We start from the raw sequence: 26,317 nt of genomic DNA, 5'->3' as shown, positions 1-26,317 counted from the left end.
GGGCTCAAGGACACAGGTAACTCATGAAGCAATATCTCGATCTGGTGTCGCACGTCATCAACAACGGCACCAAACAGGCCAACCGTACCGGCGTGAACACCATCAGCTTTCCGGGCGCCATGCTGCGCTTCGATCTGCAGGAAGGTTTCCCGGCGATCACCACCCGCAAGATGGCCTTCAAATCGGCCATCGGCGAGATGTGCGGCTTTCTGCGTGGCGTGAACAACGCCGCCGAATTCCGTGCGCTGGGCTGCAAGGTCTGGGATCAGAACGCCAACGAAAACGCTCAGTGGCTGGCCAATCCGTTCCGTCAGGGCGAAGACGACCTCGGCGAAATCTACGGCGTGCAATGGCGCAAATGGCCGGCGTACAAGCAGATCCCGCTGAGCAACACCGCCGCCATCGAACAAACCCTGAGCAACGGCTACAAGCAGATTGCCCAGGGCGAAGAAGACGGCCAGGCCTACGTGGTGCTGTACAAGGCCATCGATCAGGTGCGCCAGTGCGTCGACACGATCATCAAGGATCCGGGCAGCCGGCGCATCCTGTTCCACGGCTGGAACTGCGCCCAGCTCGATGAAATGGCCCTGCCGCCGTGCCATCTGCTGTACCAGTTCCACCCGAATGTCGAGACCAAGGAAATCTCCCTGACCCTCTACATCCGCTCCAACGACCTGGGCCTGGGCACGCCGTTCAACCTCACCGAAGGCGCCGCGCTGCTGAGCCTGATCGGTCGCCTGACCGGCTACACGCCGCGCTGGTTCACCTATTTCATCGGTGACGCCCACGTCTACGAAAACCACCTCGACATGCTCAACGAACAGCTCAAGCGCGAGCCGTTCGCCATGCCGAAACTGAAAATTTCGGATCGCGTGCCGGAGTTTGCCAAGACCGGTGTTTATCAGCCGGAGTGGCTGGAGCTGGTTGAGCCGAGTGATTTTTCGCTGGAAGGCTACGAGCACCATGCGCCGATGACCGCGCCGATGGCGGTCTAGTCGGCAGGATCGTTCCCACGCTCTGCGTGGGAATGAATCCCGTGACGCTCCGCGTCACTTTGGACGCGGAGCGTCCATGGCGGCATTCCCACGCGGAGCATGGGAACGAGCGTCAATCGTTAGTGGCCGTGGCTGCGGCCCACATGCGAATGCTCAACCTCCGCCGCCACAACCCCGCCACTCACTTCCAGCCGCTGCAGGATCCCGCACTGATCCGCCTCCGGCCCTTCGCCACAACGCTGGCGCAGGTCGAGCAGTTGCGTCTGCAACGCCAGTAGCCCGTCGATCCGCGCCTTGACGTGCTGGATGTGTTCGTCGATCAGCGCATTCACGCTTTCGCACTGATCCTGCGGGCTGTCGCGCAGGGCGAGCAGGCTGCGGATTTCTTCGAGGGTCATGTCGAGTGTGCGGCAGTTGCGGATGAAGGTCAGGCGCTCGGCATGCGCCTGGGTGTAGACGCGGTAGTTGCCGTCGCTGCGGGCCGGTTCCGGCAGCAGGTTTTCACGCTCGTAGTAGCGGATGGTTTCCACGGCGCAATCGGTCTGTTTCGCCAGTTCTCCGATCTTCATGACGGCAATCTCCAAAAGGGTGCTTGACCCTATAGTGGCTACAGGGTCTTTACTTGGCAACAGGCACCTTCATGGACGCGACCAATGAGCGATTCCCTGCACACCCACAAGCCCGGCGACGGGCACGATCACAGTCACAAACTGCAGCCTGTGCATAAACATGCCCACGCCGGCGATTCCTGCTGCGGGTCGAAAACCGTTACGCCTGCGCCGGTTCATTCGAGTGAAGACTCGTGCTGTTCGTCGAAAGTCGCCGCACCTTCGCTTGTTCAACTGAGCGAGGCAAAAAGCGCCGACGCCCGGCTGAGCAGCTTCCGCATCGAAGCGATGGACTGCCCGACCGAACAGACGCTGATCCAGAACAAGCTCGGCAAACTGGCCGGGATCCAGCAGCTGGAATTCAACCTGATCAATCGCGTGCTCGGCGTGACCCACAATCTGCCGGACACCGCGCCAATCATCGACGCGATCAAATCCCTCGGTATGCAGGCCGAGCCGCTGGAGGCGGGCGTTGAATCGCCGGTTGCAGCGCCGGTGAAAAAACATTGGTGGCCACTGGCGCTGTCCGGCGTCGGTGCGCTGGCTGCTGAAGTTATCCACTTCACCAGCGCCGCGCCGACCTGGGTGGTGGCGATCATCGCGTTGATCTCGATCCTCAGCGGCGGCCTCACCACCTACAAAAAGGGCTGGATCGCCCTGAAGAACCGCAACCTCAACATCAATGCGCTGATGAGCATCGCCGTGACCGGCGCCGTGTTGATCGGCCAGTGGCCGGAAGCGGCGATGGTGATGTTCCTGTTCACCGTGGCCGAGCTGATCGAAGCGCGCTCGCTGGATCGCGCGCGCAACGCCATCAGCGGCCTGATGCAGATGACTCCGGAGCAGGCGACGGTGTTGCAGGCTGACGGCAACTGGGTCGAACTGGACGTCAAAAGTATCGATCTCGGCGCCCGCGTGCGGGTCAAGCCCGGTGAGCGTATCGCGCTGGACGGTGAAGTCGTCAGCGGCAGTTCGACCATTGATCAGGCGCCGATCACCGGTGAAAGCCTGCCGGTGGAAAAAACCGTTGGCGACAAGGTGTTCGCCGGCACCATCAACCAGGCCGGTTCGCTGGAATATGCGGTGACCGCTGCGGCGAACAATTCCACCCTGGCGCGAATCATCCACGCCGTGGAACAGGCGCAAGGTGCACGGGCGCCGACTCAGCGCTTCGTCGATCAGTTCTCGAAAATCTACACCCCGGTGGTCTTCGTCCTGGCCCTGGCCGTGGCGATCATCCCGCCGCTGTTCATGGGCGCCGCGTGGTTCGACTGGATCTACCGCGCGCTGGTGCTGCTGGTGGTCGCTTGCCCGTGTGCGCTTGTTATTTCCACCCCGGTGACCATCGTCAGTGGCCTCGCCGCAGCGGCGCGCAAAGGTATTCTGGTCAAGGGCGGCGTGTACCTGGAGGGCGGTTTCAAGCTCGACTATCTGGCCCTCGACAAGACCGGCACCCTCACCCACGGCAAACCGGTGCAGACCGATTACCTGTCCCTCGACCCGACCGCCGACGCCACGGCCCCGGCGATTGCCGCCGCGCTGGCCGGGCGTTCCGATCATCCGGTGTCGCTGGCCATCGCCAACGCGGCTGTGGATAAAGGTTTCGCGGCTCTGGTTGTGGACAACTTCGAAGCGCTGGCCGGCCGTGGGGTAAAAGGCGAGGTCAACGGTCAGGTCTACCATTTGGGCAACCACCGTCTGGTCGAAGAGCTGGGCCTGTGCTCGCCGCAACTGGAAGAAAAACTGTTCGCGCTGGAGAAACAGGGCAAGTCCGTGGTGCTGCTGCTCGACCGCTCCGGCCCGCTGGCGCTGTTCGCCGTGGCCGATACCGTCAAGGAAACCAGCCGCGAGGCGATCCGCCAATTGCACGAACTGGGCGTGAAAACCCTGATGCTCACCGGCGACAACGTCCACACCGCCCAGGCGATTGCGGCGCAGGTCGGGATCGATCAGGCCAAGGGCGACTTGCTGCCCACCGATAAACTGCAAGCCATCGAAGACCTGTATGCGCAGGGCCGTCGGGTCGGCATGGTCGGCGACGGCATCAACGATGCGCCGGCACTGGCTCGCGCCGAAATCGGTTTTGCGATGGCGGCGGCAGGCACCGACACGGCGATCGAAACCGCCGATGTCGCCCTGATGGACGACGATCTGCGCAAGATACCGGCGTTCATCAGCCTGTCGCGTCATACCGCCGCTATCCTGAAACAGAACATCGCACTGGCGCTGGTGATCAAAGCGATCTTTCTTGGGGTAACCTTCGCCGGGCTCGCCACCATGTGGATGGCGGTGTTTGCCGACATGGGCGTGAGCCTGCTGGTGGTGTTCAACGGTTTGCGCCTGCTGCGCAAATAGAGGAAGAGGGGCGGTTGTGCTGAGTGCCGAGCTGAAGGCTTTTTACATGGTGGCCCGCTTGGGCAGCATCACGCTGGCGGCGAAAAAGCTCGGCCTCAGCCAACCGACCGTGACCACCCAGATCCGCAATCTGGAAAGCCAGTACTCGGTTGAGCTGTTCTACCGTGGCGGCCGGCGTCTGAGTGTCAGCGACGAAGGCGCGCGGCTGTTGCCGATGGTCAAGGCGCTGTTGCAGCAGGAAGCCGATATCGAATTCTTCCTGCGCAACAGCGGCCAGGTCCAGGGCACGCTGCGCATCGCCGCCACCGCGCCGTATTACATCCTCGATCTGGTGAAGACCTTCCGCGAGCGCCTGCCGCAGGTGGAAGTGTCGGTGGAAATCGGCAACTCGCAGCAGGTGCTCGAAGCGCTGGAGGATTACCGGGTGGATGTCGCGGCATCCTCGCAGTTGCTCGACGATGCGCGGCTGATCCGTCGGGTGTTGGGCAGCGACCCGCTGGTGCTGGCGGTGCATCGCAATCATCCGCTGGCAGCGCACGAGCATGTGACGCTGAGCTCACTGGCCGGGCATACCCTGTTGATGCGTGAATCCGGCTCGACCACTCGGCGGCTCACCGAAGAATTGCTCGCCAGTGCAGGCGTCAGTTTCGGCCCGCTGCTGGAGATCGGCAGCCGTGAGTCGATCCGCGAAGCGGTGCTGCGCAACATCGGCATCAGCATCATCGCCCGCCAGGAAGTGCCGCACGATCCGCAGTTGCGGGTGCTGACCCTCGAAAATGCGCCGCAGATTCCCGAATACCTCTACTGCCTCAAGGAACGCAAGAACGCTCGCTTGCCGGCCGCGTTTCTCGGGCTGGCGCAGGAAATGTCCCCGGCTTGATCGTAATGATCGTTCCCACGCTCTGCGTGGGAATGCCTCATTGGACGCTCTGCGTTCGCTCTTGGGACGCGGAGCGTCCCGGGCTGCATTCCCACGCAGAGCGTGGGAACGATCCGCGATCCGCGGTGAACCAAAATCCCTGAATACCACTATCGGTCGATTTTGCCTTGTTGCCATATGACCGACGCATTACAACTCTAGGATTCGTCTCATCTGCTTGATGAGGCCTGTCCATGAACCCTGCAATCGCAACTGCCCTGACCAACCCCGGCGCACCGATGAAAGTGCGCGGCGTGCAGAAGCGCTTCGGCGCTTTCACGGCGCTGGATAACGTCTCCCTCGATGTCGCGGCCGGTGAGCTGGTGTGCCTGCTCGGCCCGTCGGGCTGTGGCAAGACCACTTTGTTGCGTTGTATCGCCGGTCTGGAGAAACAAGACAGCGGCGAGTTGTACCTCGGCGAGCGCGACGTTTCCCATCTCGCGCCGCAGGCTCGGGACTACGGCATTCTGTTCCAGTCCTACGCGCTGTTCCCCAATCTGACTGTCGAAGCGAACATTGCCTACGGCCTCGCCGGCAGCGGTCGCGATGAAGTGCGCCGTCGCATCGGTCAGATGCTGGAGCTGGTCGGCCTCACCGGCAGTGAGAAAAAGTACCCAGGCCAATTGTCCGGTGGCCAGCAGCAACGGGTGGCACTGGCCCGCGCCCTGGCTCCCGCGCCGTCGTTGCTGTTGCTCGACGAACCGATGTCGGCCCTCGACGCCCGGGTCCGCGAGCATCTGTGCACCGAGCTGCGCCAACTGCAACGCAACCTCGGCATCACCACCCTGATGGTTACCCACAATCAGGACGAAGCCATGCTGATGGCCGATCGCATCGCCGTGATGAACAACGGCAAGGTCGAGCAGTACGCCACCCCGCAGGAAATCTACAACCGCCCGGCCACACCTTTCGTGGCCGAGTTTGTCGGCCAGGGCAACTGGCTGCCGTTCCAGCGCAGCAGCGACAGCCACGCCAAGGTCGGCGGGATGAACCTGCGCCTGGCCGACGGCAGCGTCCATAGTCCGTCGGGCCGGTTGTTCTGCCGTCCGGAAGCGATCAACGTCAATCCGTTGGTGCACGAAGAAAACCTGTTCCCGGCCAAGGTTCGCGAGATCACCTTCCTCGGCAACCGCTGCCGCATGAGCTTCGAGCTCGATCAACTTCCCGGTCACGCCTTGCTCGCCGAACTGGCACCAGAAGCCATGCCACGCCTCGGCGCCCAGCAGATCATGGTCGCCTTGCCGCCACGCAGCCTGCAGGTGTTTGCCTGATGAACAGCAACCTCGCACTGCCGCTACCGCAAAAGCAGGCGCGGCAGGTGTCCGGGGCCGAGGTCGGCGACCGGATCTTCGTCCTCGGCGGCAAACTCCTGCTGTTGGTGCTGCTCGGTGTGGCGGTGCTGTTGCCATTGCTGGCGATCTTCTGGCGCGGCTTCAGCAGCGAAGCCGGGCAGGGCGGTGGCTGGCTCGCTGCGAAGGAACTGGTGACCAGCGACAATTTCCACTGGCTGCTCGGCAACAGCCTGAAAGTTTCCCTCAGCGTCGCTGCGATCGTCGTACCGCTGGCCTACCTGTTTGCCTACGCCTTGCAGCGCACGATGATTCCGGCAAAAGGCATCTGGCGCGGGGTTTCGCTGCTGCCGCTGATGGCACCTTCGATGTTGCCGGGGATCGCGCTGGTCTATCTGTTCGGCAATCAGGGGATGTTGCGCGGGCTGCTGTCGGACAACATCTACGGTTTCTGGGGCATTGTTCTGGGCGAGGTGATCTACACCTTCCCACACGCCTTGATGATTTTGCTGTCAGCCCTGTCGCTGGCGGATGCGCGATTGTTCGACGCTGCATCGAGCATGGGCGCCAGTCCTGCGAAAGCCTTCCGCAGCATCACCTGGCCGGCGACCCGTCAGGCTGTGTTCGCCGCGTTCTGTCTGGTGTTCACCCTGACCATCACCGACTTCGGTGTGCCGGTGGTGGTCGGTGGCGACTATCAGGTGCTGGCGCTGGAAGCCTACAAAGCGGTGGTCGGCCAGCAGCAATTCGGTCGCGGCGCGTTGATCGGCATGGTTCTGTTGCTGCCGGCACTGTTCAGCTTCGGCGTCGATGCCTGGCTGCGTCGGCGTCACGGTGATTCCATGAGCGGCCGCGCCCAGGTGTTCAAACCGGCGCCATCGAAGAAGCGCGATGCCTTTTATCTCAGCGTGGTCCTGCTGATCAGCGCCGCGTTGCTGCTGGTGTTCGGCATGGCGGTGTTCTCGTCGCTGGTGAAATTCTGGCCGTACAACCTGTCGTTGTCGCTCAACCACTATCAGTTCAACGAGACCGCTGGCGGTGGCTGGCTGGCCTACGGCAACAGTTTGAAGATGGCGCTGGGCACGGCGTTGATCGGCAGCATGCTGATCTTCACCGGCGCCTATCTGATGGAAAAGACCCGCAGCCAGCGCGGGCTGAATCTGACACTGCGCATGCTCAGTTTCGTACCGATGGCGGTGCCGGGGCTGGTGCTCGGTCTGGGTTACGTCTTCTTCTTCAACCTGACCGGCAACCCGCTGCACGTGTTGTACGGAACCATGACCCTGCTGATCGTCTGCACCATTGCTCACTATTTGACCACTGCGCAGATGACCGCCACCACCGCGCTGCGTCAGCTCGACGCCGAATTCGAAGCCGCCGCGCTGTCGCTGAAGGCGCCGCTTTACCGGCATTACCTGCGGGTCACCGTGCCGATCTGTCTGCCGGCGCTGCTGGACATCGTGCGCTACCTGTTCGTCTCGGCCATGACCACCGTGTCCGCCGCGATCTTCCTCTACAGCCCCGACACCCTCCTTGCGGCGGTGGCGGTGCTGAACATGGATGACGCCGGCAACGTCGGCGGCGCGGCGGCGATGTCGACCCTGATTCTGTTCACCTCGGCGGGCGTGTCCTTGCTGCTGGCGTGGGCTTCGCGCGGCTTGCTGCGCCGTTCCCAGGCCTGGCGGCAAACGGCGCCCGGTCACTGATCCACGACTTATCCCTATCGCCTCAACTCACCTACAGGAAAACGATCATGTTCAAGCCTATGGCCCTGGCCGCTGCTGTGCTCGCTGCTTTCAGCCTGAATGCCTTCGCGGCAAAAACCGAGTTGACGGTGTACACCGCCCTCGAAGCCGAGCAGTTGAAGTCCTACAAAGAGGCCTTCGAAAAGGCCAACCCGGACGTCGAGATCAAGTGGGTGCGCGACTCCACCGGGATAATCACCGCCAAACTGCTGGCCGAAAAGGATCGCCCGCAGGCTGACGCAGTGTGGGGCCTGGCGGCGTCGAGTCTGGCGATCCTCGATCAGCAAGGCATGCTGCAAAGCTATGCACCGAAGGATCTGGGCAAGATCGGCGCGAACTACCGCGACGCCGCCAACCCGCCAGCCTGGGTCGGCATGGACGTCTGGGCCGCAACCATTTGCTTCAACACCGTCGAGGCCGAAAAACAGGGCCTGACCAAACCGGTGAGCTGGCAGGATCTGACCAAGCCGGAGTACAAAGGCAAGATCGTGATGCCGAACCCGGCCTCGTCCGGCACTGGTTTTCTCGACGTCAGCGCCTGGCTGCAAACCTTCGGCGAGAAACAGGGCTGGGCTTACATGGACGGTCTGCACCAGAACATCGGCCAGTACGTTCACTCCGGTTCCAAGCCTTGCAAACTGGCGGCGGCGGGCGAATTCCCGATCGGGATTTCCTTCGAATACCCGGCCGTTCAGCTGAAGCGCCAAGGTGCACCGTTGGACATCATCCTGCCGAAGGAAGGCCTGGGCTGGGAGATCGAAGCGACTGCCGTGATCAAAGGCACGCCGCATGAGGAAGCTGCGAAGAAACTGGCCGACTTCTCCGCCAGCGCCCCGGCGATGGACCTGTACAAGGAAAACTTCGCCGTCCTCGCCCAGCCGGGCATCGCCAAGCCACAGACGGAGCTGCCGGCCGACTACGAGCAGCGCCTGATCAAGAACGACTTCGCCTGGGCCTCGAAGAACCGCGACGAGATCCTGACCGAATGGCGCAAGCGTTATGACGGCAAGTCCGAGAAAGTCGCTGCCAAGTAAATCTTCTTACCCGATCGTTCCCTGACGGAGCTTTGATCGTTCCCACGCTCCGCGTGGGAATGCAGCCAAGGACGCTCTGCGTCCTCTGTGACGCAGAGCGTCACGGTATTCATTCCCACGCAGAGCGTGGGAACGATCATTGAGGTAGCTACATGACACAACACAAAGACTTGCTGATCGTCGGCGCCGGCATCCTGGGCCTGTCCCACGCCTGGGCCGCCGCCCGGCGCGGTCTCAAGGTCACGGTTTTCGAACGCACTGCCACGCCACTCGGCGCGTCGGTGCGCAACTTCGGCCAGGCCCTGGTCACCGGCCAGCCACCGGGTCCGATGCTCGAACTGGCCAAGGCCACCCGCGACATCTGGGGCCAGTGGGCGCAGCTCGCCGGCCTGCAACTCAAGCGCAACGGCTCGTACCTGTTCGCCCGCACCGAGGCCGAAGAGCACTTGCTCGAAACCTTCTGCGCCGGGCGCGCCGTCGAGCACGACTACCGCGTCGAACTGCTGCGCGGTGCCGCGTTGCGCGATCTGTACGGCGGTCAGTTCAGCCATCACCGCGCCGCGCTGCACGGCTTGGACGATCAACAGCTGTATTCCCGGGAAGCGATTCCGGGGCTGATCGAATATCTGCGCCGCGAACTCAAGGTCGAGTTTCACTTCTCGACGCTGGTGCGCGACGTCGAGCCTGGGCGCCTGCACAGCACCGCCGGGATCTTCTCCGCCGAACAGATCATCGTCTGCTCCGGCCACGACTATCAGACCTTGCTGGCCGGGCCGATTGCCGCCCTCGACCCGCAAATCTGCCGCCTGCAAATGCTCCGCGTCCGGCCGCAGATCGACCTGAACTTGCAACACGCCTTGCTCACCGGCCTCAGTTGCGTGCATTACGGCGCTTTCGCTGACCTGCCGGAAGCATCGGCAGTTCAGGCGCAAATCCTGCGCGAACAACCGCACTTGCAGGCAAACGGCATTCATCTGCTGATCAGCCCGACGCCGTATGGCGAACTGATCATTGGCGATTCTCACCATTACGGCAGCGATCCATCGCCGTTCAACGCCGAGCAGGTCGATGACTGGATGCTCGAACTGGCCGAGCACACCCTCGGTTGCAAGGTGCAAGTGGTCGAGCGCTGGCAGGGTGTCTATGGTGCCCGGGGGCCGGGGCCGTTTTCATTCCTGCGTCCGGCGCCGGGGCTGAGTGTGGCGCTGATGCACAGCGGCGTCGGCATGAGCGTCGGCCCGGCCATGGCCGAGCGCAATGTCGCACAGCTTTTTGGAGAGAACTGATGTTGAGTCACGAACAAGTCATCGACCGGGTGTTCGGCCTCTATGAGCGCTTCGGCGCCAGCGACTACATCGGCGAACCGGTGTCGCAGATCGAGCACATGTCCCAGGCAGCGCAACTGGCCATCGCCGAAGGCTTCGACGACGAAGTGGTGCTCGCCGCGTTCTTCCACGACATCGGTCATTTGTGTGCCGTAGGCGCAGAGAACATGGGCGGTTACGGCGTGGTCAGCCACGAACGCCTCGGCGCGGACTATTTGCGTGAGGCTGGCTTCAGCGAACGCATGGCGCGGCTGGTGGAGTATCACGTCCAGGCCAAGCGTTATCTGACGCTCCGGGAGCCAGGCTATTTCGCGCGGTTGAGCGAAGCCAGCCGCCGCACCCTGGACTATCAGGGCGGAGTGATGACCGAGGCCGAGGCCGATGCGTTCGAGCAGGATCCGTTGTGCGCCGTCAGTCTGCGGATGCGCCAGTGGGATGAGCTGGCGAAGGAAATAGCGGTGCCGGTGATGGATCTTGCGGTGTTGAAGGATAAGGCCTTCACGTTGCTGTCCCGCGAGGCGCGCTGAAGCTTCTTACGCCAATCCGGGAAACAGTGCATGGCGTGTATTGCCCCTTCGGCCCAGACTGGTCTTTTTGCCGACGGAGCGCACGGATGCGTTTTTTGAAAGTGATTGCCCGGGATCGATCCGGCAGCGGCGCAGGGGACACTGTCCAGTTGCGCTTTCATGACAGCGAACAGGATTGGCGCGAAGCCTCTGCCCGTGAAGTCGCGCAACTGCGCAGCTTCACCCGAACCTATCTGAAATGTGCCTGGTTCAACGCGGCCGATGAGGACACGCGGCATCTGCGGATCTTCGCTCTGAACCCCGGCCGCGATGGAACGCCGGAATCAGTGAGGCTGCACTTTCATAAGGGCGAAACCATCGCTTACAAGGCCGCCGTCCACGACCTGGATAACGATGGCGGTTTCGAGGTTGTCCTGTGTTCGGACGTCGACAACGACGGGCGCGCCAATCGCACCGATCGCAGCCGGGTGACGGCGCTGGTCAAACAGTTCCTCAAGCTCGGCTGGTTCTAGAGTTCGAGGACTTTGCTCACCAGTTCATCGATCTGTTCCTGACGCTGGGCCTGATTCAGTTTCGGATGCGGGTTGAGCGACGACCATTGCGGGTGGGCCCGGGCGATGTTCAGCGCCTCCGGCAACTTGCCCTCGCGCCAGGTCTTGTCTTGCGGCGTCGCCACCTGAATGCTGTCCAGCGCCGCATGGCCGCGGGCATTCAGCGCTTGCAGCAGTTGCCGCTGACGCAGGGCCAGCAGGCGCAGCACGTTGTCGTCGACTGTCAGTTCCCGCTGCCCTTTGATCTTGCCCAGCAGGCGATTGCCATAGCTGCGGGCGGTTTGCAGGGCGCCGCCGGCAATGGCACCGGCCAGAGCGGCGGCGCCGAGGGTGATGCCGCCGACCAGCAAGTCCACACCCGCACCGGCGGCTGCACCGGCGGCAATCCCGCCGCCGACTCGCACGCCAAGCTGCTTAAGGGTTTCCGGGTTGAACAGGTCATCGCCCCAACGCCCGTCGAGCAGCGGCAGATCACTGGCGGCGGCGTCCTGCGGGCGGAAGGCGTAGAGCTTGAGCAGCGCTTCGACGCAGCGTTGTTCCCGCTGGCGCACGGCTTTGCGCAGTTCACTGATGGCCTGTTGTTCCTGTTCGGCGTTGCTCGCCACACTGCGTCGGCACGCGGCGCAGTCGATCAACAGTTCGGCGATCAAGCGTGCGGCGCTTTGCTCGCGGGCGAGGCGCTGGGCCTGTTGATCGGCGATCAGCCGTTCCAGTTGTGGGCGGGCGTTTTCCAGCAACAGTGCGAGGCTTTCATACAGCCGCCGCTCGCCATCTTCCGGCGGGGCGACGCTGTCGAAACGCACCAGCGCGTGCAGTCCCAGACGCGCCAGTGCTTCGCGCCAGTCCGGCTCGCGGTGGTTGGCGCTGCTGACGAAATTCAGCACCGGCAGCAACGGTTTGCCGCAACTGGCCAGCACTTCCAGTTCGTCGCGGTACTTGGCCAGCACCGGTTCGCGTGCATCGATCACATACAGGCCGGCGTCGGAATCAAGCAGTTGCCGCAGGACTTTGGCTTCCTGTTCGAAACGCTGGCGCGCCTCGCTGCCGTCGAGAAACCGCGCCAGCCGTGCCGGGCCGTCGAGGCGTTCGCCGGGGCGTTCCAGACGCTCGAGAAAATCCAGCAGGGCGATGGCATCTTCCAGACCGGGCGTGTCGTAGAGGTCGAGCAACGGCTCGCCATCCACCGACAACCGCGCGCCTTCGACATGCCGCGTGGTGCTCGGGCGATGGGAGACTTCGCCGAAGCCGACGTCGCGGGTCAGGGTGCGCAGCAGCGAAGTCTTGCCGACGTTGGTGTGGCCGACCACCGCCAGTTTCAGCGGCGCTTTCCAGGCATCAGTCATGTCCGTGCTCCAGCCAGTTCAACGGGGCGCAATCGGCGAACGGCAGTTCCAGCTGATGCAATGCCACGTGCCAGTCACCGAGGCGTTCGGCGTCCAGCGCTTGTCCTTGCGGCGCTTGCAACAGCCAGACACGGGTTGCGGCGGCGTTGCGCGCCAGCTCGGCAATCAGCGCCAGGCTGCCGCGATCCGGCGAACGCCGTGGGTCGCAGGCAATCGCGAGGCGCGCCGGCGGGAAGCGGCTGAGCTGTTCGAGCAGTTTGTTGCGCGATTCACGGCTGTCGAGGATGCCGGCGTTGCTGACGTTTTTCGGCAGCGTCGGCGGCCATGAGTGTTGGTCATCGAGTTCGATTGCCACCAGCAGCGCGCCGTCGCTGGCGTGTTCGCCCACGGTGCTTTCGACGCGGTGCAATTGCGCAGGCTCCGGGTCGGTGATGCCGAGGCGTTCGCTGGTCGGCATCAGGCGTTCGCGCAGTTGGGCGTAGCCGGGCAGGTTCAGGTCCAGGCGCAACGCAGCCTTGCCGCTGTTCCAGCGCCAGAAGCAAAAAAGCGCCAACAGCAGGCGCGGCAGCACGCCGTACACCACCAGCACGCCGACCAGCCAGGTCGCCCAGGCCTGACGGGCGCTTTCGATGTTCAGCGCGGTGTCGCCGCTGGCGCGGATCATTTCGACTGTGGGCACGTTAAAGCCCAGCAGCGCCGGCAATGCGCCGAGGGCCTGGGTCATGTTGATGAACGTGTCGGCACTGAGAATCGTGGTTTCCCAGACGAAGCCGTAGCGCCGGGTCGCCATCAGCGTCAGCAGCAAAAACAGCGCGCTGACCATCGCCAGCAACCACAGGCCATTGACCAGCGTACCGAGTGCCCAGCGATTGAGTTTCTGGCGTTGCAGCATCAGCAGCAGGGCCGGCGCCAGTTGCGCCGCCTTGGCATCGCGGGCGAGTTTTTCACTGAGCCACAGCCACAAGCGGCCGAGGGTGGCGCCATGTTCGCCAGCGAAGATCAGCCCCAGCGCCCAGCTCAACAGCAGAATCAGGTTCAGCCCGAGCAGACTGCCCAGGGCCCAGAACACATTGACCGGCGTCTGGCCCAGTGCGGCGAAGGCCAGCCCTGCGCCGCTCAGTACCGCGAAGATCGCCAGCAGCACCAGCGCCAGACGCGCGCCTTGCAGCCAGTGCTTGAGCGCGGCGGTCAGGCCGTCGCGCTCGGCCAGCCACAGGGCGCGGCGCTGAATGCGTCCCGGCAGATCGCCGCCGGCCGCGCGGGCCAGGCGATTGGCTTCCAGATCGTCCAGCGGGCCTGCGTGTTCTTCGCGCAGGCGCACGGTTTCGGTGAGCCAGAGGTTTTGCAGTGAAGTCAGTTCAGTCACGCGGCATCCCGTTGCTTGATTGAGCCGTGAGCATAACCGCTGTGGCGCTTATCGGGGTAAGGGCGGCTCTGGTATCCTCGCCGGCATGACTAAATCACTCCCCCTCAGCCTGATCGCAGCCCTCGGTGAAAACCGTGTGATCGGCGTCGACAACAGCATGCCCTGGCACCTGCCGGGGGACTTCAAATACTTCAAGGCCACGACGCTCGGCAAGCCGATCATCATGGGCCGCAAGACCTGGGACTCGCTGGGTCGTCCGCTGCCTGGGCGCTTGAACATCGTGGTCAGCCGTCAGGCCGGTCTGGTACTGGAAGGCGCGGAAGTCTATCCGTCGCTGGAAGCCGCGGTGGTTCGCGCCGAAGCGTGGGCGAAAGAGCAGGGCGTCGACGAGTTGATGCTGATTGGCGGGGCGCAGTTGTATGCGCAGGGGCTGGCGCAGGCGGATCGTCTGTATCTGACTCGCGTGGCACTGAGCCCGGAAGGGGATGCGTGGTTTCCGGAGTTCGATCTGAACCAGTGGACGCTGGTGTCGAACGTGCCGAATCCGGCTGAAGGCGACAAACCGGCTTACAATTTCGAAGTCTGGGAAAGAAGATAGCTACAAGCTTCGAGCTGCAAGCCGCAAGTAAAAGCTGGAATGCTCTTCTTGCAGCTTGCAGCTTGCAGCTTGCTAGCTCGCTAGCTCCGCATGCTCATCGGCATCCAGCAGGGCCTTGTCGGTCTGCTGCATCACCTGGCTGGTAATCGCACCGGCCGTGATCGAACCACTCACGTTCAGCGCCGTACGGCCCATGTCGATCAGCGGCTCGACCGAAATCAGCAACGCCACCAGCGAAACCGGCAAGCCCATGGCCGGCAGCACGATCAGCGCAGCGAAGGTCGCACCGCCACCCACGCCCGCCACACCGGCCGAACTCAAGGTCACGATCGCCACCAGCGTCGCGATCCACAGCGGATCCAGCGGGTTGATGCCGACGGTTGGCGCAACCATCACCGCCAACATTGCCGGGTACAGACCGGCGCAACCGTTCTGACCGATGGTCGCACCGAACGAAGCGGCGAAGCTTGCCACCGATTGCGGAATGCCCAGACGACGGGTCTGCGCTTCGATGCTCAGCGGGATGCTCGCCGCACTGGAGCGGCTGGTGAACGCGAAGGTCAGCACCGGCCAGATCTTGCGGAAGAAACGCAGCGGATTGATCCCGGCGGCCGATACCAGCAAGCCATGCACCACGAACATCAGGCCCAGGCCGAGGTACGACACCACCACGAAACTGCCGAGCTTGATGATGTCCTGCAGGTTGGAACCGGCGACCACTTTGGTCATCAGCGCCAGCACGCCGTACGGGGTCAGCTTCATCACCAGACGCACCAGACGCATCACCCAGGCTTGCAGGGTGTCGATGGCGTTGATCACTTTCTGACCTTTCTCGACGTCATCCTTGAGCAGTTGCAGCGCGGCAACCCCCAGGAACGCGGCGAAGATCACCACGCTGATGATCGAGGTCGGTTTGGCCCGCGCCAGGTCGGCGAACGGGTTCTGCGGGATGAACGACAACAGCAGTTGCGGCACATTCAGGTCGGCGACCTTGCCGGCGTAGTCGGTCTGAATGGTTTGCAGACGGGCCATTTCCTGAGTGCCGGCGACCAGGCCTTCGGCGGTCAGGCCGAACAGGTTGGTCAGGCCGATGCCGATCACCGCCGCAATCGCGGTGGTGAACAGCAGCGTGCCGATGGTCAGGAAGCTGATCTTGCCCAGCGAAGAAGCGTTGTGCAGACGGGCCACGGCGCTGAGGATCGAGGCGAATACCAGCGGGATCACGATCATTTGCAGCAGTTGCACGTAACCGTTGCCGACCAGATCGAACCAGCCGATCGAGGCTTTCAGTACCGGGTTGCCGGCACCGTAAATCGTGTGCAGCGCGACACCGAATGCCACGCCCAGCACCAGCGCGAGCAGGACTTTTTTCGCCAGGCTCCACGAAGTGTGGCGGGTTTGCGCCAGGCCGAAGAGCAGGGCGAGGAACACCAGCAGGTTGAGAATCAGGGGCAGATTCATGAGGACTCCAGAAAAGACTGTGCCAACAGCCTTCCGGGGCTGCTGCGAACCGGCAAGCCTAACAGTTTGATTTGCAATGATTTAATACCGAAATCAGAGGTCGTCCGTCGTTTTTGGAATAAGCGGGTGTCGCTCTCGGGGATGCAGCTGGCGCGAAACGGACGTGGACGGTCGCTGACAGACGAGGACTGTCACACATATTTGTTAGCGTCGATTTCTTTGACCCAGGGAGAAAGCGCCAATGAAGTTCACACCGAAATTTCTGGCTGTCGCACTGACTGTGGGGATGGGCCTGGCCACTCAGGCATTCGCCACCGACCTGAAACACTGGCCGGCGGATCAGGCCAAGGCATTGGACGCGATGATCGCTGCCAACGCCAACAAGGGTAACTACGCGGTGTTCGACATGGACAACACCAGTTACCGCTACGACCTCGAAGAGTCGTTGCTGCCGTTCATGGAAAACAAGGGCCTGATCACCCGCGACAAGCTCGACCCTTCCCTGAAACTGATGCCGTTCAAGGACACCGCCGACCACAAGGAAAGCCTGTTCAGCTATTACTACCGCCTCTGCGAAGTCGACGACATGGTCTGCTATCCATGGGTGGCTCAGGTGTTTTCCGGCTTCACCCTCAAGGAACTCAAGGGCTACGTCGATGAGCTGATGGCCTCGGGCAAACCGGTGCCGGCGACCTATTACGAAGGTGACGTGGTCAAGAATCTGGATGTGAATCCGCCGAAGATCTTCACTGGCCAGAAAGAGCTGTACAACAAGCTGATGGAGAACGGCATCGAGGTCTACGTGATGACCGCCGCCTCCGAAGAACTGGTGCGGATGGTCGCGGCCGATCCGAAGTATGGCTACAACGTCAAACCGCAGAATGTGATCGGCGTGACCACGTTGCTGAAGAACCGCGAGACCGGCGAGCTGACCACCGCGCGCAAGCAGATCACCGCCGGCAAGTATGACGAGAAAGCCAACCTCGGCCTCGAACTGACCCCATACCTGTGGACCCCGGCGACCTGGATGGCCGGCAAGCACGCGGCGATCCTGACCTACATCGACGAATGGAAAAAACCGGTACTGGTGGGTGGCGACACCCCGACCAGCGACGGCTACATGCTGTTCCACGATGTGGACGTGGCCAAGGGCGGCATTCACCTGTGGGTCAACCGCAAGGACAAATACATGACCCAGATTCAGGGCATGATGGCCAAGCATGCGGCGGCCCAGGCGAAAGAAGGTTTGCCGGTGACGGCGGACAAGAACTGGGTGATCGTGAAGCCGGAAGAAATCCAGTAATTGCTACGGTGATCGCTCTCGAGCAGAGCGCGATGATCGTTCCCACGCTCCGCGTGGGAATGCAGCCCGTGACGCTCCGCGTCACTGGACGCAGAGCGTCCCTTGAGGCATTCCCACGCGGGAGCGTGGGAACGATCAAACGATCAAACTGAAGGCAAAAAAATGCCCCGCACTTGGCGGGGCATTTTTGTTTCTGCGATTTGACGCTTACAGCCCGTCGAGCATCGCCTTGTTGCGCACCGCACCCTTGTCGGCGCTAGTCGCCAGCAAGGCGTAGGCTTTGAGGGCGGTGGTCACTTTGCGTGGACGCTGTTCGACCGGTTTCCAGCCTTTCTTGTCCTGCTCGACCCGGCGGGCTGCCAGTTCTTCGTCGCTGATCAACAGGTTGATCGAGCGGTTCGGAATGTCGATCAGCACCTTGTCGCCGTCCTGTACCAGACCGATCGCGCCGCCGGCCGCAGCCTCTGGCGAAGCGTGGCCGATGGACAGACCGGAAGTACCGCCGGAGAAACGGCCGTCGGTCAGCAGGGCGCAGGCTTTGCCCAGGCCTTTGGATTTCAGGTATGAGGTCGGGTAAAGCATTTCCTGCATGCCCGGGCCGCCTTTCGGGCCTTCGTAGCGAATGATGACGATGTCGCCTTCCTTCACTTCGTCGGCGAGGATGCCACGTACCGCGCTGTCCTGGCTTTCGAAGATCTTCGCGTTGCCCTCGAACACATGGATCGACTCGTCGACGCCGGCGGTTTTCACCACGCAGCCGTCCAGGGCGATGTTGCCGTACAGCACGGCCAGGCCACCTTCTTTCGAATAGGCGTGTTCGAAGCTGCGGATGCAGCCGTTTTCACGGTCGTCGTCCAGGGTTTCCCAGCGGGTTGACTGGCTGAACGCGGTTTGCGTCGGAATGCCCGCCGGGCCTGCCTTGAAGAAATGGTGCACGGCTTCATCGTCGGTCTGGGTGATGTCCCACTTGGCGATGGCTTCTTCCATGCTGCGGCTGTGCACGGTCGGCAGGTCGGTGTGCAGCAGGCCGCCACGGGCCAGCGAACCGAGGATGCTGAAGATGCCGCCGGCGCGGTGCACGTCTTCCATGTGGTACTTCTGGATGTTCGGCGCGACCTTGCACAATTGCGGCACCTTGCGCGACAGACGATCGATGTCACGCAGGTCGAAGTCGATCTCGGCTTCCTGGGCAGCAGCCAGCAAGTGCAGGATGGTGTTGGTCGAACCGCCCATGGCGATGTCGAGCATCATCGCGTTCTCGAACGCCTTGAAGTTGGCGATGTTGCGCGGCAGTACCGACTCGTCGTTCTCGCCGTAGTAGCGTTTGCACAGCTCGACGATGGTACGGCCGGCCTGCAGGAACAGCTGTTCGCGGTCGCTGTGGGTGGCCAGGGTCGAACCGTTGCCCGGCAATGCGAGGCCCAGGGCTTCGGTCAGGCAGTTCATCGAGTTGGCGGTGAACATGCCGGAGCACGAACCGCAGGTCGGGCAGGCGCTGCGCTCGTACTCGGCAACCTTCTCGTCAGAAGCGCTGGAGTCGGCGGCAATCACCATGGCGTCGACGAGGTCGAGACCGTGGCTGGCCAGTTTGGTCTTGCCGGCTTCCATCGGGCCGCCGGAGACGAAGATCACCGGGATGTTCAGGCGCAGAGCGGCCATCAGCATGCCCGGGGTGATCTTGTCGCAGTTCGAGATGCAGACGATGGCGTCGGCGCAGTGGGCGTTGACCATGTACTCGACGGAGTCGGCGATGATCTCGCGGCTCGGCAGCGAATAGAGCATGCCGTCGTGGCCCATGGCGATGCCGTCGTCCACGGCGATGGTGTTGAATTCTTTGGCAACGCCGCCAGCGCGTTCGATCTCGCGGGCAACCAGTTGGCCCAGGTCCTTCAGGTGCACATGGCCCGGTACGAACTGGGTGAAGGAGTTGGCAATGGCGATGATCGGCTTCTTGAAGTCGTCATCTTTCATCCCGGTGGCGCGCCACAGTGCGCGGGCGCCGGCCATGTTGCGGCCGTGGGTGGATGTTTTCGAGCGGTAATCTGGCATGGAGCACTCCGGGCGGCTAATCAGGTATCAAAAGGGAGTGAGCTTCTATTGACGTCTGGAACACTCAGAAATGGCCGTGTGTCCTTGATGTTGCCGATGACGTTGCGGGATCGCCGCTGGTCTCAGCCTGAGCTCATAAACCCGCCGGGGATGAATGGCGATGAATCTCGCGATTCTACACCGCTGGCGTCAGGAGGGAATGGCGCAAAGCGTTGTTCCAGTGCTGACGAAGCGTGCGGGATGACGACCGGCAGGATTAATCGCTGTCCGGTTGCCCCACCAGATCGTTGCGCCGACTGATCCGCGCGTTCAACGCCAGTGCCACCCCGCTGAGTATCACGAAGCTGTAGCCCAGCGTGGATTGCAGATTGGTGGGGCTCAGGCTGATCAAGGCACTGATCAAGCCTCCGCAGATGAAAATGATCGTGCTGCCGGCCGAGGCCGAGGTGCCGGCGTTTTCCGGAAACAGACTCATGGCCCGGGACGTGGCCGCCGGCCGGGCAATGGTGGTGCCGGCGGTACAGATCAGCATCGGGATCAGCACGGTCGCCGGAGCCAGTGCAAAGCTTGACGACAGGTACACCAGGGTCACGCCGGCGAACAGGATCAGACTCAAGCCGACGACCATCTGCTGGCCGCTGTTGATGCGCCTGCTCAGCACGCTGGCGAGGATACCCCCGGTGACGTAAGCCGCACCGTAGATCAGCAGGATCAACGAAAATTCGTAAGCGGACAGTTGCAGCCGATCCATGAAGATCAGCGGCGAGATCACGATGAATGAAAAGTGGCAGGCGAACGCAAATGCCGAAATCAGCCAGTAGCCGACGAAGTCGAAATCTCCCAGAACCTGTCGATAGGCCGTGAGGAAGTTCGTCCGGGTGCCACTGGCGGTCGGTCGGGTGTTCTCCAGAAACAGCCAGGCCTTGAGCAGTACTGCGGCTGATAATGCGATGAACACCCAGAAACTGCCGCGCCAGCCCAGTGTCGCCTGAAGAAAGGTGCCAGCCAGCGGCGAAACCGAGATGAAAATCCCGCCGGCGGTGACCATTAAAATCCGTAGGCGGTCACGTTCTTCGCCTTCGAACAGGTCCTGCACCAGCGCCTGTGACAGCACGAAGCAACCGCACCCCAGCGCCTGCACCACCCGAAAAATCAGAAACAGCGAATAGTCCGAGGTCATCACGCACCCGAGGGCACCGAGTATGGAAACGCTCATGCCGGCGAGCAGCAGCCCCTTGCGGCCGATCACATCCGACAGCGGCCCGATCAGCAACTGGGCGAAGGCAATCCCGACCGCAAACAGGCTGATCGACAGGGCGATGTCCGCCGGGGTGCGGCGAAAGTGTTCGGCCAGGGCCGGAAACGAGGGCAGCAGGACATCCAGTGGAAAGACGCCGAGCAACACCATTGCCAGCAAAAGACTGACAGCCCCGCGCCGCTGTCGTCGGGTCACCATAGATTGTCCTTCATCCATCGATCAGTCCTGCCCTGGCAAATAGTGTCTGGTTTTGAGGTTCGGCGAAAAAACCGGCTTTTTTCAGTGCGCTCAATGTGGCGAGGCTGCCAGCTCGCGCTCGTTGCCGACTGGCCTGGGTCGTTGTCATCGTGCCGAGAATGTCTCTCACCGTGGTGTTTGCAATGCCCGCGCCACCGAGGCTTTCCTGCAGCCAGTGCTCATCCACTTCGAAGAAGATTTGCAGAATGTCGAGCAAGGTCGTCGCGGCAAACGTTCGCTGTCGCGGATTCAAGTGCAGCCAGAGGTAGTGAAACACTTCGGTGAAATAGCGGCTGTGGCGCGCTTCGTCGGTGAGGTGATCGCGCAACATGTCGTTGACGCCGGACACCAGACTGTCGCGGCAGACATCCAGCAGTTCACGGGCAATGATGGTTTCCGAGACGAAACCCAGAAGAAAGCACGCCAGTGGCCGTTGCTCCTGACTGGTGCGAGCTATCAGCAGGTTCATCCGGGTGATCCGTCTGGGCATCACCGGGCGCCCGGTGATGGCGTAGAGGCTGGCGATCTGCTCGGCCACCTGACTGGAAAACAGGGCGTGGTAGCCCTCGTCGGTGTAGAGCTGGAGCGCGGCGGTTTTCATCGGCGCCGGCACCGCGACGGGCAGCTCGCCGTGGACGATGGTTTCGACGGCGCGATTGACGATCCGGTGTTCGAGCAGCGTGGTGTAGTCGAGAAAATGCACCAGATGTCGGGCCGTAAGTCGATGCAGCATCGAACGGCCCGCCGCTTCGATGGCTGGATGGGCCAGATACGGCAGGAACGCCGGCGGAAACCAGTGCCGGGTCTCCAGTTGTTCCTGCACGTTGTCCGGCAAGCGGTAATCGTGAGGACTGGTGCGAACCGAGGCGCGGCTGTTCCAGTCGCTCAGGGTGAACTGAAAGACCGGCTCCGGGGCGAGGGCGTTCATGGCTGTGCCTCACGCAACAGGTCGCGCATTTCCTCACACATCGCCTGGCCGTCGCTTTCCCCGCAACCGACAAAGAACAAGGGTTGTTCCGCACTGTTCTCGAGCTTCAGCAACGCTTCGACCTGCTCATCGGAAAACGCGCCTGTGAGCCAGGTATTCATGCCGAGCGCTGTCGCCACCAGTTGAAACGTCTGCGAAAGGTGCCCGGCTTCGACGAACGCCATTCGATAGGCGCGCGAATGCGGGTATTTCCACCAGAGCCGGTCGAAGCGGGCGGTGATGAACAGGCCCAATGGCAGGTTGTTGATGAAGTGCTGGCCCCCCAGCAGATTGCCAAATTCGCTGTCGGGCAAGGGACTGATAAAGCTCAAGGCGTGTTCGGCAGGGTGGTAGGCATACGCGCCAGGCGCCAAAGCGTCGACGTTCTGCACCAGCACGAACCCGGCGCAGGCATTGAGGCCGCCTCCGGAAGGGCTGCTGCGTCGCGCCCCAAGGCCGTCGGCGATGCTGTCGTCGCGGTCGGCTTCGCGTTCTCGCAGGTAACCGAGTGACAGGTAAAGCAAGGTGCCGACATCGTCCAGCGAAACGGCGGCACCGGTGAAGGAGCGGCAGGTTTTTCGCCGGGTCAGTGAGTTCAACAGGCTGTCGTCATTCAGTGCCAGCGGTTCGGGCAGTGCGATAAGTGCGTTCGGACCGGTATCCACAGGGGCATCGGCCGGCGGTGGAATGGTAAGCACTGTGTTGCAGTGTTCCAGGTACTGCCGAGACCATTCCTGAATATTTCGGGGAGTGTGTTCGCAGGGGATATCCCGGGTCCCGATATGGTAGATCCTGGACAGTTCATCCCAGCCCCAGGCAGGCGCCGGGATTTTATAAGAAGTCAGTATTCCTGCATTTAAAAGCTGCGTATCTATTATGTTGTTGTTGTCGTATAAGTCAGGGTTGTGAACAAGTTGCGCCAGTCGGGAAGCGTACTCAAGATCAAGTTCATGTTGAGCATGGTCTTTGTAATTCCAGACTATCTGGCCGGGCGTTCGGGGCAATATGAATAAATAAGGGTTTATATGCATGTTGGATCGCGCTGCTCTGGACAGGTAAATTCTCAGAGGCGCTGGGTAGCCGGCTATACCCAGCGCCAACCTTACTTAACGAGCTTTAGGTGCGACCAGAAAAGCCAGGTTTGCGAGGGTGCGGGATTCCAGAGTAATTGCTTTCATGATTGAACTCCTTGTTCATTTTGCTTCGTGGTTAGTTGGTGCCACCTTCGTGGTGACGACTTAATAATAGTTTGTAATGGATTAATCGCAAGCAAATATTAAGTAGGAATAATCCAGTAATTCTGTCGGAGTGATCTTTGGTATAGGGGTGAGTGTGTAAGTTAAATTCCGTAAATAAAATATTTAAGGAAATTTCCTGCGCGTCGGCAGGACGATAAATGTAGGAAAGTTCAGGACAAAAAGAAGGGGGGGCCCGTGGGCCCCCCTTCCGATAGCGTCAAAGCCTTGCGTCTGTCAGCTGTTCGGCAGCAGGCGGCAGGTGATGCTCTTGATGTAGCGGGTTTCCGGGATGGCCGGGTGTACCGGGTGATCCGGGCCCTGACCGCCACGCTCCAGCAGCTGAATGTTGCGGTCCAGGTGACGGGCGCTGGTCAGCAGGATGTTCTGCAGGTCGTCTTCCGGCAGGTGCATCGAGCACGAAGCGCTGAACAGGATGCCGTCCTTGTTGAGCAGGCGCATGGCTTGCTCGTTCAGGCGGCGGTAGGCGCCTTCACCGTTTTTCAGGTCTTTCTTGCGCTTGATGAATGCAGGCGGGTCGGCAACGATCACGTCGAAGCGCTCTTCGCTGGCCTTGAGTTCTTTCAGGGCTTCGAAGACGTCGCCTTCGATGCAGGTCATCTTGTCTGCAAAACCGTTCAGCGCAGCATTGCGCTCAACACCATCGAGGGCGAAGCCCGAGGCGTCGACGCAGAACACTTCGCTGGCGCCGAACGCAGCGGCCTGCACGCCCCAGCCACCGATGTAGCTGTACAGGTCCAGCACGCGTTTGCCTTTGGCGTAAGGGGCCAGGCGCGCGCGGTTCATGCGGTGATCGTAGAACCAGCCGGTTTTCTGACCTTGAACCACTGGCGCTTCGAATTTCACGCCGTTCTCTTCCAGAGCCACCCACTCCGGCACCACGCCGAATACGGTTTCGGTGTAACGCTCGAGGCCTTCGGCATCGCGGGCGGCGGAGTCGTTCTTGAACAGGATGCCGCTTGGCTTGAGCACTTGGGTCAGCGCCGCGATCACGTCATCTTTATGGGTTTCCATGGTCGCCGAGGCGAGCTGGACCACGAGGATGTCGCCGAAACGGTCGACCACCAGGCCTGGCAGCAGATCGGAATCGCCGTAGACCAGACGATAGAACGGCTTGTCGAACAGGCGCTCGCGCAGCGACAGGGCCACGTTCAAGCGATGCACCAGCAGCGACTTGTCCAGCGCCAGCTTGATGTCGCGCGACAGCAGGCGCGCGCAGATCAGGTTGTTCGGGCTCATCGCAACGATGCCCAGCGGCTTGCCGCCGGCGGCTTCGAGAATCGCCTGGTCGCCGGCCTTGAAGCCGTGCAACGGGGTCGCGGCCACGTCGATTTCGTTGCTGTAGATCCACAGGTGACCGGCGCGCAGGCGACGGTCGGCGTTGGCTTTGAGGCGCAAGCTAGGCAGGGACATGACGTCGCTCCGGAAAAAAGAGCGGGAGTATACCGTGTTGCGTCTTATGCCGGGTTTGTCGTGCGATGAAACGCGGCTGACCTCATCACGAGCAGGCCCGCCCCGTATCCACGCGCTTATGCCCTATGCCGACAGCGCGTCAATCAGCGCATTGCTGAACGCCGGAATATCATCCGGTTGGCGGCTGCTGATCAGGTGGCCGTCTTTTACTACCTCCTGATCAACCCAGTTCGCCCCCGCATTGACCAGATCGTCCTTGACCGTCTTGTAGCTGGTCATGGTCTTGCCATTGACCAGTCCTGCCGAAATCAACAGCCAGCTGCCATGGCAGATCACCGCGATCGGCTTGCCGGCGGAGGCACCGGTCTTGACCAGGTGCTGGGCGTCCTGGTCGATGCGGATGGTGTCAGAGTTCTGCACACCGCCGGGGAGTACCACGGCGTCGTATTGATCGATGCTTGCGCCCTGGAAGGTCTGGTCGACCTTGAAGTCGTCCGCCGGTTTGTCATGGTTCCAGCCTTTGACCTTGCCGGCTTCGGCAGAAAGGATGTCGACCTGCGCGCCAGCCTGCTCCAGTGCCTGTTTCGGGCCGGTCAGCTCGACCTGCTCGAATCCATCGGTTACCAGAAAAGCGACGCGCTTGCCGCTGAGAGAAGTGGCCATCGATAAGCTCCTGAGTCTGTTGAAATGACTGCCCGAGGCAGACAGTGATCTGTTCCGGGCGCTACAGATTCCGAAGGCTTGTGAAGAATGAAAGTTCCAGGGAATTGCCCACTGGTGTGTTGTCGGTAGGTTTTTAGGGGTTAGAATCGCCGCCTGTCCCAGAGTGTGTACTTATGTCCCAAGAGCTGACCACCGAACAGATTCAACAGTCCCTGCAGGGCATCAGTGTGCCCGCGCAGCCGCAGATCATGGTGGATCTGCAAATGGAGCAGTACATGCCCGACCCGGATCTGGAGACGATCGCCAAGCTGATCTCCCAGGATCCCGGCCTGTCCGGCTCGCTGCTGAAAATCGTCAATTCGCCCTATTACGGCCTGAGCAACAAGATCACTTCGATCAAGCGCGCGGTGAACCTGCTGGGCAGCCGCTCGATCATCAATCTGATCAACGCGATGTCGATCAAGGGCGAGATGAACGACGACACCATCGTCACTCTCAACCGATTCTGGGATACCGCCCAGGACGTGGCCATGACCTGCCTGACTCTTGCCAAGCGTGTCGGCACCGAGGCGAGCGACGAAGCTTACGCCCTGGGCCTGTTCCATGACTGCGGCGTGCCGCTGATGCTTCAGCGTTTCCCGGACTACATGACGACGCTCGAAACGGCTTACGCCAACGCGGGTGCCGAGCGCCGGGTCGTGGACACCGAGAACGATGTCTACAACACCAACCACTCGGTGGTCGGTTATTACACCGCCAAGTCCTGGCGCTTGCCGGAGCATGTCAGCGCGGCCATCGCCAACCACCACAATGCCCTGGCGATCTTCAGCGACGAGACTTCGCGCAACAGTCAGATGAAAAACCTGCTGGCGATCCTGAAAATGGCCGAGCACATCTGCGCGTCGTATCGGGTTTTGGGTAACCAGACCGAAGACTTCGAATGGCAGGCGGTCGGGCCGCTGGTGCTGGAGTACATCGGCCTCTCGGATTACGACTTTGAAACGTTGAAGCAGACCATCCGCGAACTTGGCGCGCACTGATTTAAAAAGACCCTT

The 26,317-nt window shown here is 61.8% G+C and carries 22 protein-coding genes; 12 read left to right on the top strand and 10 right to left on the bottom strand.

The features are described 5' to 3' along the window. Positions 1-23 precede the first annotated feature (23 nt). A complete protein-coding gene (locus ACEN93_RS15235) occupies positions 24-995 on the top strand; it encodes a thymidylate synthase (RefSeq protein ID WP_011336420.1) in 972 nt (323 codons plus the stop codon). Positions 996-1,114: 119 nt separating this feature from the next. On the opposite strand, the gene cadR is transcribed toward ACEN93_RS15235, so the two are convergent. Beyond that, on the bottom strand, positions 1,115-1,564 hold the full coding sequence (gene cadR, locus ACEN93_RS15230; RefSeq protein ID WP_007953454.1) for a Cd(II)/Pb(II)-responsive transcriptional regulator: 450 nt from the start codon (positions 1,562-1,564) through the stop codon (positions 1,115-1,117). Between the two features lie 84 nt (positions 1,565-1,648). Here cadR and ACEN93_RS15225 point away from each other — a divergent pair, with 84 nt between their 5' ends. The 8 genes from ACEN93_RS15225 (at position 1,649) to ACEN93_RS15190 (ending at position 11,309) form a co-directional block, all read left to right on the top strand. Continuing rightward, complete coding sequence (locus ACEN93_RS15225; RefSeq protein WP_495610226.1) at positions 1,649-3,958, top strand: heavy metal translocating P-type ATPase; 2,310 nt, start codon at positions 1,649-1,651, stop codon at positions 3,956-3,958. Between the two features lie 16 nt (positions 3,959-3,974). Beyond that, positions 3,975-4,838, top strand: coding sequence for a LysR family transcriptional regulator (locus ACEN93_RS15220; RefSeq protein WP_490840577.1), 864 nt, complete (start codon positions 3,975-3,977; stop codon positions 4,836-4,838). A 233-nt stretch (positions 4,839-5,071) separates the two neighbouring features. Beyond that, complete coding sequence (locus ACEN93_RS15215; protein ID WP_039767891.1) at positions 5,072-6,148, top strand: putative 2-aminoethylphosphonate ABC transporter ATP-binding protein; 1,077 nt, start codon at positions 5,072-5,074, stop codon at positions 6,146-6,148. After that, complete coding sequence (locus tag ACEN93_RS15210; protein ID WP_495610225.1) at positions 6,148-7,872, top strand: putative 2-aminoethylphosphonate ABC transporter permease subunit; 1,725 nt, start codon at positions 6,148-6,150, stop codon at positions 7,870-7,872. Before ACEN93_RS15215 ends, ACEN93_RS15210 begins: the two co-directional genes overlap by 1 nt. Before the next feature lie 47 nt (positions 7,873-7,919). Next, positions 7,920-8,945, top strand: a complete 1,026-nt coding sequence (locus ACEN93_RS15205) for a putative 2-aminoethylphosphonate ABC transporter substrate-binding protein (protein ID WP_074690117.1) — start codon at positions 7,920-7,922, stop codon at positions 8,943-8,945. A 152-nt stretch (positions 8,946-9,097) separates the two neighbouring features. Then, a complete protein-coding gene (locus ACEN93_RS15200; RefSeq protein ID WP_495610224.1) occupies positions 9,098-10,231 on the top strand; it encodes a TIGR03364 family FAD-dependent oxidoreductase in 1,134 nt (377 codons plus the stop codon). Then, on the top strand, positions 10,231-10,797 hold the full coding sequence (locus ACEN93_RS15195; RefSeq protein WP_495610223.1) for a phosphonate degradation HD-domain oxygenase: 567 nt from the start codon (positions 10,231-10,233) through the stop codon (positions 10,795-10,797). Before ACEN93_RS15200 ends, ACEN93_RS15195 begins: the two co-directional genes overlap by 1 nt. Positions 10,798-10,883: 86 nt before the next feature. Further along, positions 10,884-11,309, top strand: a complete 426-nt coding sequence (locus ACEN93_RS15190) for a hypothetical protein (RefSeq protein WP_085667380.1) — start codon at positions 10,884-10,886, stop codon at positions 11,307-11,309. Here ACEN93_RS15190 and ACEN93_RS15185 read toward each other — a convergent pair. Together ACEN93_RS15185 and ACEN93_RS15180 are read right to left on the bottom strand one after the other, a co-directional pair. Beyond that, positions 11,306-12,691, bottom strand: coding sequence for a GTPase/DUF3482 domain-containing protein (locus ACEN93_RS15185; RefSeq protein WP_074690123.1), 1,386 nt, complete (start codon positions 12,689-12,691; stop codon positions 11,306-11,308). The genes ACEN93_RS15190 and ACEN93_RS15185 overlap by 4 nt on opposite strands. Continuing rightward, a complete protein-coding gene (locus ACEN93_RS15180) occupies positions 12,684-14,057 on the bottom strand; it encodes a DUF2868 domain-containing protein (protein WP_495610222.1) in 1,374 nt (457 codons plus the stop codon). The genes ACEN93_RS15185 and ACEN93_RS15180 overlap by 8 nt, the downstream gene beginning before the upstream one ends. Positions 14,058-14,142: 85 nt before the next feature. On the opposite strand from ACEN93_RS15180, the gene ACEN93_RS15175 reads away from it, so the two are divergent. Beyond that, a complete protein-coding gene (locus tag ACEN93_RS15175) occupies positions 14,143-14,655 on the top strand; it encodes a dihydrofolate reductase (RefSeq protein WP_039767902.1) in 513 nt (170 codons plus the stop codon). A 72-nt stretch (positions 14,656-14,727) separates the two neighbouring features. On the opposite strand, the gene ACEN93_RS15170 is transcribed toward ACEN93_RS15175, so the two are convergent. Further along, positions 14,728-16,116 carry an L-cystine transporter gene (locus ACEN93_RS15170; RefSeq protein ID WP_039767903.1) on the bottom strand — a complete coding sequence of 463 codons (1,389 nt, stop codon included), beginning with the start codon at positions 16,114-16,116 and terminating at the stop codon, positions 14,728-14,730. Positions 16,117-16,357: 241 nt separating this feature from the next. On the opposite strand from ACEN93_RS15170, the gene ACEN93_RS15165 reads away from it, so the two are divergent. After that, complete coding sequence (locus ACEN93_RS15165) at positions 16,358-17,419, top strand: HAD family hydrolase (RefSeq protein ID WP_011336406.1); 1,062 nt, start codon at positions 16,358-16,360, stop codon at positions 17,417-17,419. Between the two features lie 207 nt (positions 17,420-17,626). Here ACEN93_RS15165 and ilvD read toward each other — a convergent pair whose 3' ends face one another. The 6 genes from ilvD to ACEN93_RS15135 all read right to left on the bottom strand — a co-directional run bounded on the left by ilvD (position 17,627) and on the right by ACEN93_RS15135 (position 25,262). Further along, complete coding sequence (ilvD, locus tag ACEN93_RS15160) at positions 17,627-19,468, bottom strand: dihydroxy-acid dehydratase (protein WP_011336405.1); 1,842 nt, start codon at positions 19,466-19,468, stop codon at positions 17,627-17,629. A 256-nt stretch (positions 19,469-19,724) separates the two neighbouring features. Next, positions 19,725-20,942 (bottom strand): multidrug effflux MFS transporter, encoded by a 1,218-nt coding sequence (locus ACEN93_RS15155; protein WP_039767904.1) that lies wholly within the window; start codon positions 20,940-20,942, stop codon positions 19,725-19,727. Next, on the bottom strand, positions 20,935-21,891 hold the full coding sequence (locus tag ACEN93_RS15150) for a diiron oxygenase (protein ID WP_039767905.1): 957 nt from the start codon (positions 21,889-21,891) through the stop codon (positions 20,935-20,937). The genes ACEN93_RS15155 and ACEN93_RS15150 overlap by 8 nt, the downstream gene beginning before the upstream one ends. Continuing rightward, positions 21,888-22,961: a SagB family peptide dehydrogenase gene (locus ACEN93_RS15145; RefSeq protein WP_490840586.1), complete on the bottom strand. Its 1,074-nt coding sequence runs from the start codon at positions 22,959-22,961 to the stop codon at positions 21,888-21,890. Before ACEN93_RS15145 ends, ACEN93_RS15150 begins: the two co-directional genes overlap by 4 nt. Positions 22,962-23,402: 441 nt before the next feature. Then, the gene (locus tag ACEN93_RS15140) at positions 23,403-24,599 is read right to left on the bottom strand and encodes a class I SAM-dependent rRNA methyltransferase (RefSeq protein WP_085667381.1); all 1,197 of its coding nucleotides are present in this window, start codon (positions 24,597-24,599) and stop codon (positions 23,403-23,405) included. 123 nt (positions 24,600-24,722) lie between these two features. Beyond that, on the bottom strand, positions 24,723-25,262 hold the full coding sequence (locus ACEN93_RS15135; protein WP_039767908.1) for a type 1 glutamine amidotransferase domain-containing protein: 540 nt from the start codon (positions 25,260-25,262) through the stop codon (positions 24,723-24,725). Positions 25,263-25,489: 227 nt separating this feature from the next. Between ACEN93_RS15135 and ACEN93_RS15130 the strand changes: the two genes are divergently transcribed. Continuing rightward, on the top strand, positions 25,490-26,302 hold the full coding sequence (locus ACEN93_RS15130; RefSeq protein WP_163976907.1) for an HDOD domain-containing protein: 813 nt from the start codon (positions 25,490-25,492) through the stop codon (positions 26,300-26,302). Positions 26,303-26,317 lie beyond the last annotated feature (15 nt).

Source organism: Pseudomonas sp. Pseusp21 (assembly GCF_059492145.1).
Note: the sequence above shows the minus strand (reverse complement) of the source record. Positions and strands in the feature narration are given on the sequence as shown.

What these genes read in the sequence shown, in the direction of transcription:
- ACEN93_RS15235 (WP_011336420.1), top strand. Translation starts at nt 24, where the DNA reads ATGAAGCAATATCTCGATCTGGTGTCGCACGTCATCAACAACGGCACC.
- cadR (WP_007953454.1), bottom strand. Translation starts at nt 1,564, where the DNA reads ATGAAGATCGGAGAACTGGCGAAACAGACCGATTGCGCCGTGGAAACC.
- ACEN93_RS15225 (WP_495610226.1), top strand. Translation starts at nt 1,649, where the DNA reads ATGAGCGATTCCCTGCACACCCACAAGCCCGGCGACGGGCACGATCAC.
- ACEN93_RS15215 (WP_039767891.1), top strand. Translation starts at nt 5,072, where the DNA reads ATGAACCCTGCAATCGCAACTGCCCTGACCAACCCCGGCGCACCGATG.
- ACEN93_RS15210 (WP_495610225.1), top strand. Translation starts at nt 6,148, where the DNA reads ATGAACAGCAACCTCGCACTGCCGCTACCGCAAAAGCAGGCGCGGCAG.
- ACEN93_RS15205 (WP_074690117.1), top strand. Translation starts at nt 7,920, where the DNA reads ATGTTCAAGCCTATGGCCCTGGCCGCTGCTGTGCTCGCTGCTTTCAGC.
- ACEN93_RS15200 (WP_495610224.1), top strand. Translation starts at nt 9,098, where the DNA reads ATGACACAACACAAAGACTTGCTGATCGTCGGCGCCGGCATCCTGGGC.
- ACEN93_RS15195 (WP_495610223.1), top strand. Translation starts at nt 10,231, where the DNA reads ATGTTGAGTCACGAACAAGTCATCGACCGGGTGTTCGGCCTCTATGAG.
- ACEN93_RS15190 (WP_085667380.1), top strand. Translation starts at nt 10,884, where the DNA reads ATGCGTTTTTTGAAAGTGATTGCCCGGGATCGATCCGGCAGCGGCGCA.
- ACEN93_RS15185 (WP_074690123.1), bottom strand. Translation starts at nt 12,691, where the DNA reads ATGACTGATGCCTGGAAAGCGCCGCTGAAACTGGCGGTGGTCGGCCAC.
- ACEN93_RS15175 (WP_039767902.1), top strand. Translation starts at nt 14,143, where the DNA reads ATGACTAAATCACTCCCCCTCAGCCTGATCGCAGCCCTCGGTGAAAAC.
- ACEN93_RS15170 (WP_039767903.1), bottom strand. Translation starts at nt 16,116, where the DNA reads ATGAATCTGCCCCTGATTCTCAACCTGCTGGTGTTCCTCGCCCTGCTC.
- ACEN93_RS15165 (WP_011336406.1), top strand. Translation starts at nt 16,358, where the DNA reads ATGAAGTTCACACCGAAATTTCTGGCTGTCGCACTGACTGTGGGGATG.
- ilvD (WP_011336405.1), bottom strand. Translation starts at nt 19,468, where the DNA reads ATGCCAGATTACCGCTCGAAAACATCCACCCACGGCCGCAACATGGCC.
- ACEN93_RS15155 (WP_039767904.1), bottom strand. Translation starts at nt 20,942, where the DNA reads ATGGATGAAGGACAATCTATGGTGACCCGACGACAGCGGCGCGGGGCT.
- ACEN93_RS15150 (WP_039767905.1), bottom strand. Translation starts at nt 21,891, where the DNA reads ATGAACGCCCTCGCCCCGGAGCCGGTCTTTCAGTTCACCCTGAGCGAC.
- ACEN93_RS15145 (WP_490840586.1), bottom strand. Translation starts at nt 22,961, where the DNA reads ATGCATATAAACCCTTATTTATTCATATTGCCCCGAACGCCCGGCCAG.
- ACEN93_RS15140 (WP_085667381.1), bottom strand. Translation starts at nt 24,599, where the DNA reads ATGTCCCTGCCTAGCTTGCGCCTCAAAGCCAACGCCGACCGTCGCCTG.
- ACEN93_RS15135 (WP_039767908.1), bottom strand. Translation starts at nt 25,262, where the DNA reads ATGGCCACTTCTCTCAGCGGCAAGCGCGTCGCTTTTCTGGTAACCGAT.